Source organism: Aeromonas sp. 600774, from assembly GCF_049175075.1.
Taxonomy (GTDB): Bacteria; Pseudomonadota; Gammaproteobacteria; order Enterobacterales; family Aeromonadaceae; genus Aeromonas; species Aeromonas veronii_A.
The window spans coordinates 149,409-163,778 of the sequence record NZ_JAAKUJ010000013.1; the positions used below are offsets into that span (position 1 = coordinate 149,409).

The 14,370-nt window shown below is 52.7% G+C and carries 29 protein-coding genes and 1 pseudogene; 28 read left to right on the forward strand and 2 right to left on the reverse strand.

Going from position 1 to position 14,370, the window contains the following annotated elements:
• Positions 1-60: 60 nt before the first annotated feature.
• The 28 genes from rpsJ (at position 61) to rplQ (ending at position 13,685) form a co-directional block, all read left to right on the forward strand.
• Positions 61-372, forward strand: coding sequence for a 30S ribosomal protein S10 (rpsJ, locus tag G5171_RS15420; protein WP_005307944.1), 312 nt, complete (start codon positions 61-63; stop codon positions 370-372).
• Positions 373-394: 22 nt separating this feature from the next.
• Positions 395-1,027, forward strand: coding sequence for a 50S ribosomal protein L3 (gene rplC / locus G5171_RS15425; protein ID WP_005340620.1), 633 nt, complete (start codon positions 395-397; stop codon positions 1,025-1,027).
• A 17-nt stretch (positions 1,028-1,044) separates the two neighbouring features.
• Positions 1,045-1,650, forward strand: coding sequence for a 50S ribosomal protein L4 (rplD, locus tag G5171_RS15430; protein ID WP_005340616.1), 606 nt, complete (start codon positions 1,045-1,047; stop codon positions 1,648-1,650).
• Entirely contained in the window at positions 1,647-1,949 is a 303-nt protein-coding gene (gene rplW / locus G5171_RS15435) for a 50S ribosomal protein L23 (RefSeq protein ID WP_005307955.1), read from the forward strand. The genes rplD and rplW overlap by 4 nt, the downstream gene beginning before the upstream one ends.
• Positions 1,950-1,964: 15 nt before the next feature.
• Positions 1,965-2,786: a 50S ribosomal protein L2 gene (gene rplB / locus G5171_RS15440; protein ID WP_005342685.1), complete on the forward strand. Its 822-nt coding sequence runs from the start codon at positions 1,965-1,967 to the stop codon at positions 2,784-2,786.
• Positions 2,787-2,808: 22 nt separating this feature from the next.
• A complete protein-coding gene (rpsS, locus tag G5171_RS15445; protein ID WP_005307960.1) occupies positions 2,809-3,087 on the forward strand; it encodes a 30S ribosomal protein S19 in 279 nt (92 codons plus the stop codon).
• Positions 3,088-3,097: 10 nt separating this feature from the next.
• Positions 3,098-3,442, forward strand: a complete 345-nt coding sequence (rplV, locus tag G5171_RS15450) for a 50S ribosomal protein L22 (RefSeq protein ID WP_005319741.1) — start codon at positions 3,098-3,100, stop codon at positions 3,440-3,442.
• Positions 3,443-3,445: 3 nt separating this feature from the next.
• The gene (gene rpsC / locus G5171_RS15455; protein ID WP_005307962.1) at positions 3,446-4,159 is read left to right on the forward strand and encodes a 30S ribosomal protein S3; all 714 of its coding nucleotides are present in this window, start codon (positions 3,446-3,448) and stop codon (positions 4,157-4,159) included.
• A 13-nt stretch (positions 4,160-4,172) separates the two neighbouring features.
• Complete coding sequence (rplP, locus tag G5171_RS15460) at positions 4,173-4,586, forward strand: 50S ribosomal protein L16 (RefSeq protein ID WP_005340612.1); 414 nt, start codon at positions 4,173-4,175, stop codon at positions 4,584-4,586.
• Entirely contained in the window at positions 4,586-4,777 is a 192-nt protein-coding gene (gene rpmC / locus G5171_RS15465) for a 50S ribosomal protein L29 (protein WP_005307965.1), read from the forward strand. The genes rplP and rpmC overlap by 1 nt, the downstream gene beginning before the upstream one ends.
• On the forward strand, positions 4,777-5,025 hold the full coding sequence (gene rpsQ, locus G5171_RS15470) for a 30S ribosomal protein S17 (protein ID WP_005307966.1): 249 nt from the start codon (positions 4,777-4,779) through the stop codon (positions 5,023-5,025). Before rpmC ends, rpsQ begins: the two co-directional genes overlap by 1 nt.
• Before the next feature lie 147 nt (positions 5,026-5,172).
• Positions 5,173-5,541, forward strand: coding sequence for a 50S ribosomal protein L14 (rplN, locus tag G5171_RS15475; protein WP_005307975.1), 369 nt, complete (start codon positions 5,173-5,175; stop codon positions 5,539-5,541).
• Positions 5,542-5,552: 11 nt separating this feature from the next.
• Complete coding sequence (rplX, locus tag G5171_RS15480) at positions 5,553-5,870, forward strand: 50S ribosomal protein L24 (protein WP_005307977.1); 318 nt, start codon at positions 5,553-5,555, stop codon at positions 5,868-5,870.
• A 13-nt stretch (positions 5,871-5,883) separates the two neighbouring features.
• Complete coding sequence (rplE, locus tag G5171_RS15485) at positions 5,884-6,423, forward strand: 50S ribosomal protein L5 (protein ID WP_005331162.1); 540 nt, start codon at positions 5,884-5,886, stop codon at positions 6,421-6,423.
• Between the two features lie 10 nt (positions 6,424-6,433).
• Complete coding sequence (gene rpsN / locus G5171_RS15490; protein ID WP_005340609.1) at positions 6,434-6,739, forward strand: 30S ribosomal protein S14; 306 nt, start codon at positions 6,434-6,436, stop codon at positions 6,737-6,739.
• 21 nt (positions 6,740-6,760) lie between these two features.
• Positions 6,761-7,153, forward strand: coding sequence for a 30S ribosomal protein S8 (rpsH, locus tag G5171_RS15495; RefSeq protein WP_421260397.1), 393 nt, complete (start codon positions 6,761-6,763; stop codon positions 7,151-7,153).
• A gap of 13 nt (positions 7,154-7,166) precedes the next feature.
• Positions 7,167-7,700: a 50S ribosomal protein L6 gene (gene rplF, locus G5171_RS15500; RefSeq protein WP_005307981.1), complete on the forward strand. Its 534-nt coding sequence runs from the start codon at positions 7,167-7,169 to the stop codon at positions 7,698-7,700.
• A 9-nt stretch (positions 7,701-7,709) separates the two neighbouring features.
• The gene (rplR, locus tag G5171_RS15505) at positions 7,710-8,063 is read left to right on the forward strand and encodes a 50S ribosomal protein L18 (protein ID WP_005340606.1); all 354 of its coding nucleotides are present in this window, start codon (positions 7,710-7,712) and stop codon (positions 8,061-8,063) included.
• Positions 8,064-8,077: 14 nt separating this feature from the next.
• Positions 8,078-8,578 carry a 30S ribosomal protein S5 gene (gene rpsE / locus G5171_RS15510; RefSeq protein WP_005342686.1) on the forward strand — a complete coding sequence of 167 codons (501 nt, stop codon included), beginning with the start codon at positions 8,078-8,080 and terminating at the stop codon, positions 8,576-8,578.
• A gap of 6 nt (positions 8,579-8,584) precedes the next feature.
• Positions 8,585-8,764, forward strand: coding sequence for a 50S ribosomal protein L30 (gene rpmD / locus G5171_RS15515; RefSeq protein WP_005307985.1), 180 nt, complete (start codon positions 8,585-8,587; stop codon positions 8,762-8,764).
• Between the two features lie 2 nt (positions 8,765-8,766).
• Positions 8,767-9,204: a 50S ribosomal protein L15 gene (rplO, locus tag G5171_RS15520; RefSeq protein WP_005342691.1), complete on the forward strand. Its 438-nt coding sequence runs from the start codon at positions 8,767-8,769 to the stop codon at positions 9,202-9,204.
• Between the two features lie 8 nt (positions 9,205-9,212).
• Positions 9,213-10,541, forward strand: a complete 1,329-nt coding sequence (secY, locus tag G5171_RS15525) for a preprotein translocase subunit SecY (protein ID WP_005307989.1) — start codon at positions 9,213-9,215, stop codon at positions 10,539-10,541.
• A 27-nt stretch (positions 10,542-10,568) separates the two neighbouring features.
• The gene (rpmJ, locus tag G5171_RS15530; RefSeq protein ID WP_005319705.1) at positions 10,569-10,682 is read left to right on the forward strand and encodes a 50S ribosomal protein L36; all 114 of its coding nucleotides are present in this window, start codon (positions 10,569-10,571) and stop codon (positions 10,680-10,682) included.
• Between the two features lie 139 nt (positions 10,683-10,821).
• Positions 10,822-11,178, forward strand: coding sequence for a 30S ribosomal protein S13 (gene rpsM / locus G5171_RS15535; RefSeq protein WP_005307991.1), 357 nt, complete (start codon positions 10,822-10,824; stop codon positions 11,176-11,178).
• 14 nt (positions 11,179-11,192) lie between these two features.
• Complete coding sequence (rpsK, locus tag G5171_RS15540; RefSeq protein ID WP_005307993.1) at positions 11,193-11,582, forward strand: 30S ribosomal protein S11; 390 nt, start codon at positions 11,193-11,195, stop codon at positions 11,580-11,582.
• Positions 11,583-11,622: 40 nt separating this feature from the next.
• Complete coding sequence (gene rpsD / locus G5171_RS15545) at positions 11,623-12,243, forward strand: 30S ribosomal protein S4 (RefSeq protein WP_005342696.1); 621 nt, start codon at positions 11,623-11,625, stop codon at positions 12,241-12,243.
• A 25-nt stretch (positions 12,244-12,268) separates the two neighbouring features.
• The gene (locus tag G5171_RS15550; protein WP_005307997.1) at positions 12,269-13,258 is read left to right on the forward strand and encodes a DNA-directed RNA polymerase subunit alpha; all 990 of its coding nucleotides are present in this window, start codon (positions 12,269-12,271) and stop codon (positions 13,256-13,258) included.
• 43 nt (positions 13,259-13,301) lie between these two features.
• On the forward strand, positions 13,302-13,685 hold the full coding sequence (rplQ, locus tag G5171_RS15555) for a 50S ribosomal protein L17 (RefSeq protein ID WP_005307999.1): 384 nt from the start codon (positions 13,302-13,304) through the stop codon (positions 13,683-13,685).
• Between the two features lie 218 nt (positions 13,686-13,903).
• On the opposite strand, the pseudogene G5171_RS15560 reads toward rplQ, so the two are convergent.
• Both G5171_RS15560 and G5171_RS15565 read right to left on the reverse strand, forming a co-directional pair.
• Positions 13,904-14,011, reverse strand: a pseudogene (locus G5171_RS15560) (gamma carbonic anhydrase family protein); the annotation flags it as partial.
• A 153-nt stretch (positions 14,012-14,164) separates the two neighbouring features.
• Positions 14,165-14,370: hypothetical protein (locus G5171_RS15565; protein WP_421260398.1), on the reverse strand; the 206-nt coding region annotated here is incomplete at its 5' end.

The following is a 14,370-nucleotide window of genomic DNA, read 5'->3' on the forward strand; positions in this document are numbered from 1 at the left end:
GGGAGAAATCTCGGTCGGGCGGTGTTGATTTATGTTCTTTTATCTATTGGAGCTCTGTCAATGCAGAACCAAAGAATCCGTATCCGCCTGAAGGCTTTTGATCATCGCCTGATTGATCAATCCACTGCGGAAATCGTTGAAACTGCAAAGCGCACTGGCGCGCAGGTTCGTGGTCCTATTCCGCTGCCGACTCGCAAAGAGCGCTTCACCGTCCTGATCTCCCCGCACGTCAACAAAGATGCGCGTGATCAGTACGAGATCCGCACTCACAAGCGTCTGGTAGACATCGTTGAGCCGACTGACAAGACCGTAGACGCCCTGATGCGTCTGGATCTGGCAGCTGGTGTAGACGTCCAGATCAGCCTGGGTTAATTACGGAAAGAGGTTGATAACAATGACAATCGGTCTTGTAGGTCGCAAAGTGGGTATGACTCGCATCTTCACTGAAGATGGCGTTTCTATCCCGGTGACTGTTATCGAAGTTGAAGCTAACCGTGTAACTCAGGTCAAATCTGTAGAAACCGACGGCTACAACGCTATTCAGGTTACCACTGGCGCCAAGAAAGCCAGCCGTGTAACCAAGCCGGAAGCTGGCCACTTCGCCAAAGCTGGTGTAGAAGCCGGTCGCGGTCTGTGGGAATTCCGCCTGAACAACGGTGAAACTTTCACTGTTGGTAGCGAGCTGAAAGTAGATCTTCTCGCTGACGTTAAGCTGGTAGACGTTACCGGCACATCCAAAGGTAAGGGCTTTGCTGGTACTGTTAAGCGCCACAACTTCCGCACCCAGGATATGACCCACGGTAACTCCTTGTCTCACCGTGTTCCGGGTTCTATCGGTCAGAACCAGACTCCGGGTCGTGTATTCAAGGGCAAAAAGATGGCTGGTCACATGGGTGCTGAGCGTGTAACGACTCAGAACCTGGAACTGGTTCGTGTTGACGCTGAACGCAACCTGCTGCTCATCAAAGGTGCAGTACCGGGTGCAACCAACGGCAACGTGATCGTTAAACCTGCCGTCAAAGCGTAACGTCTGAGGAGATAGTAATGGAATTGGTAATGAAAGACGCCAAGAGCGCTCTTGAAGTTTCCGAGACTACCTTCGGGCGCGAATTCAACGAAGCTCTGGTTCACCAGGTTGTCGTTGCTTATGCCGCTGGTGCCCGTCAGGGTACTCGTGCGCAGCTGACTCGCTCTGAAGTGTCTGGTGGCGGCAAAAAGCCGTGGCGTCAGAAGGGTACTGGTCGTGCCCGTGCTGGCTCCATCCGTTCGCCCATTTGGCGTTCCGGTGGTGTGACTTTTGCTGCTAAGCCGCAAGATCACAGCCAGAAAGTAAACAAGAAGATGTACCGCGGCGCTATCCGTAGCATTCTGTCCGAGCTGGTACGTCAAGAGCGCCTGATCGTTGTTGAGAAGTTCGGCATCGAAGCTCCGAAGACCAAAGAACTGATCGCCAAGCTGAAAGAAATGGAACTGACTGACGTTCTGATCGTGACTGCTGAAGTCGATGAGAACCTGTTCCTGGCTGCTCGCAACCTGTACAAAGTTGACGTGCGTGACGTTGCCGGTATCGACCCGGTCAGCCTGATCGCTTTCGACAAGGTTCTGATGACTGCTGACGCAGTTAAGCAAATCGAGGAGATGCTGGCATGATCCGTGAAGAGCGTCTGCTGAAAGTTCTGAAGGCTCCGCACATCTCTGAAAAGAGCACCATGGTCGCAGAAAAGCAGAACACTATCGTGTTCAAAGTTGCTGTTGATGCCACCAAGGCGGAAGTCAAAGCTGCAGTTGCGAAACTGTTCGAGGTCGAAGTTGAGACCGTCCGTACCCTGAACATGAAGGGTAAGACCAAGCGCGCAGGTGCACGCGTAGGCCGTCGTTCCGATTGGAAAAAGGCCTATGTGACCCTGAAAGCTGGTCAGGACATCGACTTCATGGGCGCAGCCGAGTAAGAGGAGTTCTCAAAAATGGCAATCGTTAAGTGCAAGCCTACTTCTCCGGGCCGCCGCCACGTCGTCAAGATCGTCAATCAAGAGCTGTACAAGGGCAAGCCCTTCGCCGCTCTGCTGGACAGCAAAAGCAAGTCCGGTGGTCGTAACAACAACGGCCGCATCACTACCCGTCATATCGGTGGTGGTCACAAGCAGCACTACCGTATCGTCGACTTCAAGCGCGACAAAGACGGTATTCCGGCTAAAGTAGAGCGTCTGGAATACGATCCGAACCGTACCGCTAACATCGCTCTGGTGGTGTATGCAGACGGTGAGCGTCGTTACATCCTAGCTCCGAAAGGCCTGAAAGCTGGTGATGCGATCGCTTCTGGTGCTGATGCAGCCATCAAGGTAGGTAACGCCCTGCCGATGCGCAACATCCCGGTTGGTTCTACCGTTCACGCTGTAGAGATGAAGCCTGGCAAAGGTGCCCAGCTGGCTCGTTCCGCTGGTACTTTCATCCAGATCCTGGCTCGTGAAGGTAACTATGTAACTCTGCGTCTGCGTTCCGGCGAAGTACGTAAAGTTCTGGCCGAGTGCCGCGCTACCATCGGTGAAGTCGGTAACTCCGAGCACATGTTGCGTCAACTGGGTAAAGCCGGTGCAAACCGCTGGCGTGGTATTCGTCCGACCGTTCGCGGTATGGCGATGAACCCGGTTGATCACCCGCACGGTGGTGGTGAGGGTCGTAACAAGGGCATGCAGCCTGTGTCCCCATGGGGCCAGAAGGCTAAAGGCTTCAAGACCCGTAAGAACAAGCGTACCGACAAGTACATCGTACGTCGTCGTAACAAGTAATTGTTAACATAGAGGAATCACCATGCCACGTTCTCTCAAGAAGGGTCCATTTATTGACCTGCACTTGCTGAAGAAGGTAGAGAAAGCGGTGGAAAGCGGGGATAAAAAGCCGGTTAAAACCTGGTCCCGTCGTTCAATGATCATCCCGAACATGATCGGTTTGACCATCGCTGTCCATAATGGTCGTCAGCACGTTCCGGTTTTCGTTACCGAAGAAATGATCGGTCACAAACTGGGTGAATTCGCACCGACTCGTACTTATCGCGGCCATGCTGCTGATAAGAAGGCTAAGAAGCGCTAAGGGATAAATGATGGAAGCTATCGCTAAACACCGTTATGCCCGTACTTCTGCCCAGAAAGCTCGTCTGGTAGCCGATCAAGTACGTGGTCTGTCCGTAGACAAGGCTCTGAATATCCTGACCTTCAGCCCGAAAAAGGCTGCAGTGCTGGTTAAGAAAGTGCTGGAATCTGCCATTGCAAACGCTGAGCACAACGAAGGCGCCGATATCGACGCGCTGCGTGTTGCTACTATCATGGTCGACGAAGGTCCCTCCATGAAGCGCATCCGTCCGCGTGCCAAAGGTCGTGCGGATCGTATCCTCAAGCGTACCGCTCACATCACTGTAGTGGTATCCGACGCTAAGGCTGGGAGATAAGCAATGGGTCAGAAAGTACATCCTAATGGCATTCGCCTGGGTATTACCAAGCCTTGGAATTCTACCTGGTTCGCGAACACCAAAGACTTCGCTGACAACCTGTACAGCGATTTTCAAGTACGCCAGTTCCTGACCAAGGAACTGAAAAACGCGTCCTTGTCCAAGATCACCATTGAGCGTCCGGCCAAGAGCATCCGTGTGACCATTCACACCGCTCGTCCGGGTGTTGTAATCGGTAAGAAAGGCGAAGACGTTGAGAAGCTGCGCAAAGCTGTAGCCACTATTGCTGGCGTGCCTGCTCAGATCAACATTTCCGAAGTCCGCAAGCCGGAGCTGGATGGCAAACTCGTTGCCGACAGCATCACTTCCCAGCTGGAGCGTCGTGTAATGTTCCGTCGTGCTATGAAGCGCGCCGTACAGAACGCAATGCGCCTGGGTGCCAAGGGCATCAAAGTGGAAGTTTCCGGTCGTCTGGGCGGCGCTGAAATTGCGCGTACCGAATGGTACCGTGAAGGTCGTGTGCCGTTGCACACCCTGCGTGCCGACATCGACTACGCAACTTCTGAAGCCCACACCACTTACGGTGTGATCGGCGTTAAAGTTTGGATCTTCAAGGGCGAAGTTCTGGGCGGTCTGGCTGCTGTTAACGCTGCCGCTGCTCAAGAGCAAGCTCCTGCAAAGCCCAAGCGTGACAACAAGCGCCGCGCTGCTAAGTAAGGAGATTCGGTAAATGTTGCAACCTAAGCGTACTAAATTCCGCAAGACCCACAAGGGTCGTAACCGCGGTCTGGCCACCTCTGGTAACGAAGTATCCTTCGGTACCTTTGGCCTGAAGGCGACATCCCGTGGTCAACTGACTGCTCGTCAAATCGAAGCAGCCCGTCGTGCCATGACCCGTCACGTTAAGCGTCAAGGTAAGATCTGGATCCGTGTGTTCCCGGACAAGCCCATCACCGAAAAGCCCCTCGAAGTTCGTATGGGTAAAGGTAAGGGTAACGTGGAATACTGGGTTTGCCCGATCCAGCCTGGCAAGGTTCTGTACGAGATGGACGGTGTACCTGAGGCTCTGGCGCGTGAAGCGTTTGCCCTGGCCGCAGCTAAGCTGTCTGTTCAGACCACTTTCGTAATTAAGACGGTGATGTGATGAAAGCCCAAGATCTGCGTCAAAAGAGCGTCGAAGAACTGAACCAGGAGCTGCTGGGCCTGCTGCGTGAGCAATTCAACATGCGCATGCAAGCGTCCACCGGCCAGCTGGCTCAGACTCACACTCTGAAACAAGTGCGTCGTGACGTCGCACGTATCAAGACTGTACTGACTGAGAAGGCAGGTGCGTAATGACTGACAAGATCCGTACTCTGCAAGGTCGTGTAATCAGCGACAAGATGGACAAGTCCATCACTGTTGCTATCGAGCGCAAGGTAAAGCACCCGATCTACGGTAAGATCATCAAGCGCACTACCAAGCTGCACGTGCATGACGAAAACAACGAATGCAAAGCTGGCGACCTCGTGGAAATCCGCGAATGCCGCCCGCTGTCCAAGACCAAGTCCTGGACCCTGGTTGCCGTTGTAGAAAAGGCCTAATCGGTACTTTGTAGTCCAAGCGGCCCCTTTCAGGGGCCGTTTGTTTTTTAGGCTACCTTTTCTGAAAATCCTGTGTTATAGTTTCGCGCCTTTTGAAGGCAGCCAGATCCCATTAGGGATAAGAAGTAAACAAAGCGGAGCACTAAGATGATCCAGATGCAAAGTATGCTGGGTGTTGCCGACAACTCCGGCGCTCGCAGTGTAATGTGTATTAAGGTTCTGGGTGGCTCGCACCGCCGTTACGCCGGCATCGGCGACATCATCAAGGTTTCCATCAAGGAAGCCATTCCTCGCGGTAAAGTGAAGAAAGGTGATGTGTATAACGCGGTGGTCGTACGCACCCGTAAAGGCGTTCGTCGTCCGGACGGCTCTGTCATCCGTTTCGACAACAATGCGGCTGTGTTGCTTAACAACAACCAACAGCCAATCGGTACTCGTATTTTTGGCCCGGTGACCCGTGAACTGCGTAATGAGAAGTTCATGAAGATTGTGTCCCTGGCACCCGAAGTACTGTAAGGAGTCGAACGATGGCAGCTAAAATCCGTCGCGAAGACGAAGTGATTGTTCTTACCGGCAAAGACAAGGGCAAGCGTGGCAAAGTCACTCAGGTTCTGATTGCTAAAGGTAAGGTAATCGTGGAAGGCATCAATCAGGTGAAGAAACACCAGAAGCCGGTACCCGCACTGGGTCAGGCTGGCGGTATCGTCACCAAAGAAGCCCCCATCGATGTATCAAACGTAGCGCTGTTCAACTCTGCCACTGGCAAAGCTGACCGCGTTGGTTTCCGGATTGAAGACGGCAAAAAAGTTCGTTTCTTCAAATCCACCGGCGAACTTGTGAAGTAATTGGAGTTTAACGATGGCGAAACTGCATGATTACTACAAATCCGATGTAGTAAATGAACTGTCAAAGCAGTTCGGTTACAAGACTATCATGCAAGTCCCTCGGATCGAGAAAATCACCCTGAACATGGGTGTTGGTGAAGCGATCTCTGACAAGAAGTTGCTGGAAAATGCTGCTGCCGATATGGCTGCCATTTCCGGTCAGAAGCCGCTGATCACCAAAGCTCGCAAATCTGTTGCGGGCTTCAAGATTCGTGAAGGCTACCCGATAGGTTGTAAAGTAACCCTGCGTGGCGAGCGTATGTGGGAGTTCCTGGAACGGCTGATCTGCATCTCCGTACCGCGTATCCGTGACTTCCGTGGCCTGAACGCTAAAGCGTTCGACGGTCGTGGTAACTACTCCATGGGCGTGCGTGAGCAGATCATCTTCCCGGAAATCGACTATGACAAAGTCGATCGCGTCCGTGGTCTGGATATCACCATCACCACTTCCGCGAATACCGATGAAGAAGGCCGTGCTCTGCTGGCTGCCTTTAACTTCCCATTCCGCAAGTAAGGTTAGGGTTATGGCTAAAACATCCATGAAAGCGCGCGAAGCAAAGCGTGCCAAGCTGGTAGCCAAGTACGCGACCAAGCGTGCCGAGCTGAAAGCTATCATCGTTGACATGAACGCTTCTGAAGAAGCGCGTTGGGATGCTGTACTGCAACTGCAACAGCTGCCCCGTGATTCCAGTCCGTCCCGCCAGCGTAACCGTTGCAATATTACTGGTCGTCCGCACGGTTTCCTGCGCAAGTTTGGCCTGTCTCGCATCAAGGTGCGTGAGCATGCCATGAAGGGCGAAATTCCGGGCCTGAAGAAGGCTTCTTGGTAACGAATCTCGGGAGTTAGACTTATGAGCATGCAAGATCCGATCGCGGACATGCTGACCCGCATCCGTAACGGTCAGGCGGCGAGCAAAGTTGCGGTTTCCATGCCTTCTTCCAAGCTGAAAGTGGCTATCGCCAAAGTGCTGAAAGAAGAAGGTTACATCGCTGGCTACTCCGTAGCTGGTGAGGTGAAGCCGGAACTGGAAATTGAACTGAAATATTTCCAGGGCAAGCCAGTTGTAGAACTGATCCAACGCGTGAGCCGTCCCGGCCTGCGTATTTACAAGCGCACTACTGATCTGCCGAAAGTTATGGGCGGTCTCGGTGTTGCTATCGTGTCCACGTCTAAAGGTGTGATGACTGACCGTGCTGCCCGTAAAGCAAGCATGGGCGGTGAGATCATCTGCTACGTCGCTTAATAGGAGGTAGGAAATGTCTCGTGTTGCTAAGGCACCCGTCACTATTCCTGCTGGCGTAGAGGTGACTCTGAACGGCCAGGAACTGTCCATCAAAGGTGGTAAAGGTTCCCTGGTTCGCTCTATTCACGCCGGTGTAGAAGTGACCAAAGAAGACAATGTACTGAAGTTCGCCCCGCGCGACGGCATCGCTGGTGCTGACGCTCAGGCCGGTACTGCCCGTGCATTGGTCAACAACATGGTAATCGGTGTTACCCAAGGCTTCGAGCGCAAGCTGCAGCTGGTTGGTGTAGGTTATAAAGCCTCCATCAAGGGCAATGCTGTTGCGCTGGCTCTGGGCTTCTCTCACCCGGTAGAGCATGCGCTGCCGGCTGGTGTGACCGCTGAGTGCCCGACTGCCACAGAAATCGTTCTGCGTGGTGTCGACAAGCAGCTGGTTGGCCAAGTCGCCGCCGATATCCGTGCTTACCGCGCTCCGGAGCCCTACAAGGGCAAGGGTGTACGCTATGCCAACGAGCAAGTGCGTACTAAAGAAGCTAAGAAGAAGTAAGGTAACACTATGGACAAGAAAGCAGCTCGTCTCCGTCGTGCTACTCGTGCTCGGAAAAAGATGCAGGAACTGGGAGCTACCCGTCTGGTTGTTCACCGTACCCCGCGTCATATCTATGCGCAGGTTATTGCAGCCAACGGTTCCGAAGTTCTGGCCTCTGCTTCCACAGTAGAGAAAGCCATCAGTGAAGCTCTGAAATACACCGGTAACGCAGATGCGGCTACCGCTGTAGGTAAAGCTATCGCTGAGCGTGCTATTGCCAAAGGCGTTCAGAACGTATCTTTCGATCGTTCCGGTTTCAAGTATCACGGTCGCATCGCTGCCCTGGCAGCTGCCGCACGTGACGCTGGTCTTCAGTTCTAAGCTAGGAGTCGAAGATGGCTAAAGTCGAATCTCAAGCCGGCGAACTGCAAGAAAAGCTCATTGCAGTAAACCGTGTTTCGAAAACTGTTAAAGGTGGTCGTATCATGTCCTTCACCGCGTTGACCGTGGTGGGTGATGGTAACGGCCGTGTAGGTTACGGTTACGGTAAAGCCCGTGAAGTTCCGGCTGCTATTCAAAAAGCAATGGAACAGGCCAAGCGTAACCTGAACAAGGTTGAACTGAACAACGGCACCCTGCACCACCCGGTGAAAGGTGTTCACTCCGGTTCCACCGTGTTCATGAAGCCGGCCTCTCAAGGTACTGGTATCATCGCAGGCGGCGCCATGCGTGCCGTTCTGGAAGTTGCTGGTATCCACAACGTGCTGGCTAAGACCTACGGTTCCACCAACCCAATCAACGTTGTTCGCGCAACTGTAGACGCTCTGGTTCACGGTCAGTCACCGGAACAGATCGCTGCCAAGCGTGGTCTGCGCGTTGAAGAAATTCTGGGGTAATGCGACATGGCTAACACTGTAAAAGTAACTCAAACTCGCAGCTCTATCGGCCGTCTGCCAAAGCACAAGGCGACTCTGCGTGGTCTGGGTCTGCGTCGCATTGGTCACACCGTTGAGCTGGAAGATACTCCTTGCGTACGTGGTATGATCAACCAGGTTTATTACATGGTTAAGGTGGAGGGCTAAGCATGCGTCTGAATACTCTGTCTCCGGCCGCTGGTTCCAAGCGCGTTAAGCACCGTCCGGGCCGTGGTATCGGTTCTGGTCTGGGCAAGACCGGTGGTCGTGGTGTTAAAGGTCAAACCTCTCGTTCCGGTGGCGGTAAAGTCCGCAACGGTTTCGAAGGCGGCCAGATGCCTTTGAAAATCCGTCTGCCGAAGTTCGGTTTCTTCTCTCGCAAATCTTTGGTATCTGCCGAAGTGCGCCTGAACGAAATCGCCCTGGTAGAAGGTGATGTAGTCGACGTGAGCACTCTGAAGCAAGCCGGCGTTCTGACCAAGAACATCGTGTTCGCTAAAGTTGTTCTGTCTGGCAACATTGACCGTGCTGTGACCGTTCGTGGTCTGTCCGTCACCAAAGGTGCACGTGCAGCCATCGAGGCCGCTGGCGGTAAAATCGAGGAATAATCAGTACAATGGCTAAGAAACCAGGATTGGATGTTAAAGCACAGGGTGGTCTGAGTGAACTAAAGAGCCGTCTGCTCTTCGTTCTCGGGGCGATTATCGTTTTCCGTGCAGGCTCTTATGTGCCGATTCCTGGTATTGACGCCGCCGTACTGGCCGAGTTGTTCCAGCAACAGAAGGGCACCATCATTGAGATGTTCAACATGTTCAGTGGTGGTGCACTATCGCGTGCTTCTATTCTTGCGTTGGGGATCATGCCGTACATTTCGGCGTCGATCATTATCCAGCTGCTGACAGTGGTTCATCCTGCTCTTGCTGAACTCAAGAAAGAGGGTGAATCCGGCCGTCGCAAGATTAGCCAATATACCCGTTGGGGCACGCTGGTTTTGGGAACTTTCCAGGCCATTGGTATTGCAACCGGTCTGCCGAATATGATGCAAGGACTCGTGACTCATCCGGGTTTGGGCTTCTATTTCACAGCGGTTGTGAGTCTGGTCACCGGTACCATGTTCTTGATGTGGTTGGGTGAGCAGATTACCGAGCGTGGGATTGGTAATGGTATCTCGTTGATTATTTTCACAGGTATCGTTGCTGGTCTGCCGCATGCCATTGGCGCTACGGCCGAACAGGCACGTCAAGGGGAATTGCACATCCTGCTGTTGTTGTTGCTGGGCTTGATTGTTTTCGCAGTGACTTACTTTGTGGTGTTCGTGGAGCGTGGTCAGCGTCGTATCGTCGTTAACTATGCCAAGCGTCAACAAGGCCGCCAGGTATTTGCTGCGCAAAGCACACACCTGCCGTTGAAAGTGAATATGGCTGGTGTGATTCCTGCGATTTTCGCATCCAGTATCATCCTCTTCCCGGGGACCATTACCTCCTGGTTTGGTCAGGGTGAGGGTAAAGTCGCTGATATCCTGCAACAGGTCTCTATGGTCCTGCAGCCGGGTCAGCCGCTTTACGAGATGCTGTATGCAGCAGCCATTATCTTTTTCTGTTTCTTCTATACCGCGCTGGTGTTCAACCCCCGCGAGACAGCAGATAACCTGAAGAAGAGTGGAGCCTTTATCCCGGGGATCCGCCCGGGCGAGCAGACAGCACGTTATATCGATAAGGTTATGACTCGCCTGACATTGGCAGGTGCGCTCTATATAACCTTTATCTGTCTGGTACCCCAGTTCCTGATGACTGCCTGGAACGTACAGTTCTACTTCGGTGGCACTTCGCTGCTGATTATTGTGGTGGTTATCATGGACTTCATGGCTCAGGTACAAACCCATATGATGTCTCATCAATATGGTGACGTCCTGAGGAAGGCCAACCTGAAGGGCTACGGCCGCTAAAGGTCGGCGTAGTTACGGAGTTAAGCAATGAAAGTTCGTGCTTCCGTTAAGGCAATCTGCCGTAACTGCAAAATCATCAAGCGTCACGGTGTGGTGCGTGTGATTTGCAGCGAGCCAAAGCATAAACAGCGCCAAGGCTAATTTTTTACGGTTAGTACTTGCAACAAATAGTTGTGCTGGCTACTATAGCCAGCCAACTTTTGTTGTGTATTGGTTGACCGCCACGTATCCGCTCACGGGCTTTGTGGTGGTCGTAATCTACTATATGTAGGAGTGAATAGTGGCCCGTATCGCTGGCATTAACATTCCTGACCATAAGCATGCAGTCATCGCTTTGACTGCTATTTATGGCGTCGGTCGTACCCGCTCCAAGGCCATCTGTGCCGCAGCCGGTATCGCTGAGAATGTGAAAATTAAAGACCTGGACGAAGCTCAGATCGAGAGTCTGCGTGAACAAGTAGGTAAATTCACCGTTGAAGGTGACCTGCGTCGTCAGATTTCCATGAACATCAAGCGTTTGATGGATCTGGGTTGCTACCGTGGTTTGCGTCACCGTCGTAGCCTGCCTGTTCGTGGTCAACGTACCAAGACCAACGCTCGTACCCGTAAGGGTCCGCGCAAGGCTATCAAGAAGTAACGGGAAGGTAGAAAATGGCTAAAACTCCGACTCGTGCTCGCAAGCGCGTTAAAAAGCAAGTGAGCGACGGTATTGCGCACGTTCATGCATCTTTCAACAACACAATCGTGACCATTACTGACCGTCAGGGCAACGCTCTGTCTTGGGCTACTTCTGGTGGTTCCGGTTTCCGTGGTTCTCGTAAGTCCACCCCGTTCGCTGCTCAGGTAGCTGCTGAACGCGCTGGTGAGATGGCCAAAGAATATGGCGTCAAGAACCTGGAAGTCATGGTCAAAGGTCCGGGTCCCGGTCGTGAGTCTTCCATCCGCGCCCTGAACGCGGCTGGTTTCCGCATCACTAACATTACTGATGTGACTCCGATCCCGCACAACGGTTGTCGTCCTCCCAAGAAGCGCCGCGTGTAACGCTGGTAGCTACTTGGTCTAGGATTGTTGGAGAAAGAAGATGGCAAGATATATCGGTCCTAAGCTTAAGCTTAGCCGTCGTGAGGGCACAGACCTCTTCCTGAAGTCTGGTGTTCGCGCGATTGATTCTAAGTGCAAGATTGACACCGCTCCTGGTCAGCACGGCGCTCGTAAGCCCCGCCTGTCCGACTACGGTGTACAACTGCGCGAGAAACAAAAAGTTCGTCGTATTTACGGCGTATTGGAAAAACAGTTCCGCAACTACTACCGCGACGCTGCCCGTCAAAAGGGTAACACCGGTGAAAACCTGTTGCAGCTGCTGGAAGGTCGTCTGGACAACGTCGTATACCGCATGGGCTTCGGTGCTACCCGCGCTGAATCTCGTCAGCTGGTGAGCCATAAGGCCATCATGGTAAACGGCCGCGTTGTGAACATTCCTTCTTTCCAGGTTTCCCCTGAGGACGTGATCTGCGTTCGTGAGAAGGCTAAGAAGCAAGCGCGTATCAAAGCTGCCCTTGAGGTTGCTGGTCAGCGCGAGAAGCCGACTTGGGTAGAGGTTGATGCCGCTAAAATGGAAGGTGCCTTCAAGCGCCTGCCGGAGCGTTCCGACCTGTCTGCCGACATTAACGAACAGCTGATCGTCGAGCTTTACTCCAAGTAAAGCTAGCTTCTAAAGAGAGGACACAATGCTGGGTTCTGTAACAGATTTTCTTAAACCGCGGCTAGTTGACATCGAGCAAGTTAGCCCGACTCATGCGAAAGTGACTCTTGAGCCACTTGAGCGTGGCTTTGGTCACACGCTGGGTAACGCCCTGCGTCGTATTTTGCTGTCTTCTATGCCCGGTTGTGCAGTTACTGAAGTCGAAATTGACGGTGTACTGCATGAGTACAGCAGCAAAGAAGGTGTACAGGAAGACATTCTTGAAATCCTGCTCAACCTGAAAGGTATCGCTGTGAAGCTGGAAGGCAAGGACGAGGTAACTCTGTCCCTGACCAAGTCTGGAACAGGCCCCGTTACCGCAGGTGATATCACTCACGGTGATGAAGTCGAGATCGTAAACCCGGAGCACGTAATCTGCCACCTGACTGGTGCCAATGCTGAAATCAGCATGCGCCTGAAAGTTCAGCGCGGTCGTGGTTATGTGCCTGCTTCTGCTCGTGTTCACAACGATGATGAAGAGCGTCCTATTGGTCGCCTGCTGCTGGACTCTGCGTTCAGCCCCATCGTTCGTATTGCCTACAATGTTGAGGCAGCACGTGTGGAACAGCGTACCGACTTGGACAAGCTGGTTATCGACATGGAGACCAATGGTACTCTGGATCCTGAAGAAGCCATCCGTCGTTCTGCCACTATCTTGGCTGAGCAACTGGAAGCCTTCGTGGATCTGCGCGATGTCAGCGTGCCCGAGAAGAAAGAAGAGAAACCCGAGTTTGATCCGATTCTGCTGCGTCCTGTCGATGATTTGGAGCTGACAGTTCGTTCTGCGAACTGTCTGAAGGCAGAAGCTATCCACTATATTGGTGATCTGGTACAGCGTACCGAAGTTGAGTTGCTTAAAACTCCTAACCTCGGTAAGAAGTCCCTGACTGAGATCAAGGACGTGTTGGCCTCCCGTGGTCTGTCTCTTGGCATGCGCCTTGAGAACTGGCCGCCCGCCAGCATCGCTGACGAGTAATCCAGATTACGGGTTTCACAGATTTAGTTAGAAGGATAAGGTCATGCGCCATCGTTTGAGTGGTCGTCAACTGAACCGGAACAGCAGCCATCGTCAGGCTATGTTCCGCAACATGGCCAGCTCCCTGGTTCGTCATGAGATCATCAAGACGACTCTGCCTAAGGCAAAAGAGCTGCGTCGTGTAGTTGAACCGCTGATCACCCTTGCCAAGACTGATAGCGTTGCTAATCGTCGTCTGGCATTTGCCCGCACTCGCGATAACGCGATCGTGGCTAAGCTGTTCAATGAACTGGGCCCGCGCTACCTGGAGCGCGCCGGCGGTTATACTCGCATTCTGAAATGCGGTTTCCGTGCTGGCGACAACGCCCCTATGGCTTATATTGAGCTGGTAGACCGCCCGGCCGCTGCTGAAGCAGCTGCTGAGTGATAAAGAAAAAGCCGGGCTTGTCCCGGCTTTTCTTTTAAGAGATTTTGATACTGCCTCAACTGCCTCAACTGCCTCAACTGCCTCAACTGCCTCAACTGCCTCAACTGCCTCAACTGCCTCAACTGCCTCAACTCATTATTCAACTTCTTCTATGTAGGAAGTAAGAGTTGTTCCTGAACCTGGCGAAATGGTGAATTGTCTGTTCATTTCATTCGAGTATCGTCGGCTAGCTCGATATCGCCCACCAATGTCGCGCAGGGGTCTACATATACCCGCTTGCCCAATTGCGGGCGTTTTCCCTTGTAAGGTCTCAGTCGTAAGTCCATCTTGGCCTCCTTGTTTTCGGCCATTCTAACAACCGGAAGGCTATTTCTGTGGATAAGTTTGTATAAAAGCTGTGGCTGGAGATGAATAACTAAAAAAGTGCCCTTTTTTGCAATTTTATTGCAGGAGAGGGGTTGCCAGAACGAATTCACTCCCTATAATGCGCCTCCATCGACACGGCAAGCGGCAACGCAAACAACCGGGTCGGTAACCTCGAAAAGCCTTTGCAAATAAGGCTTGACTCGAGAAGGCGGTTGAGTAGAATTCCACTCCCGCAGCAACACACTGTTGCGTCGCTCTTTAACAATTTGAATCAAGCAATCTGTGTGGGCACTCACAGCATCGAGCATCAAAAACAATT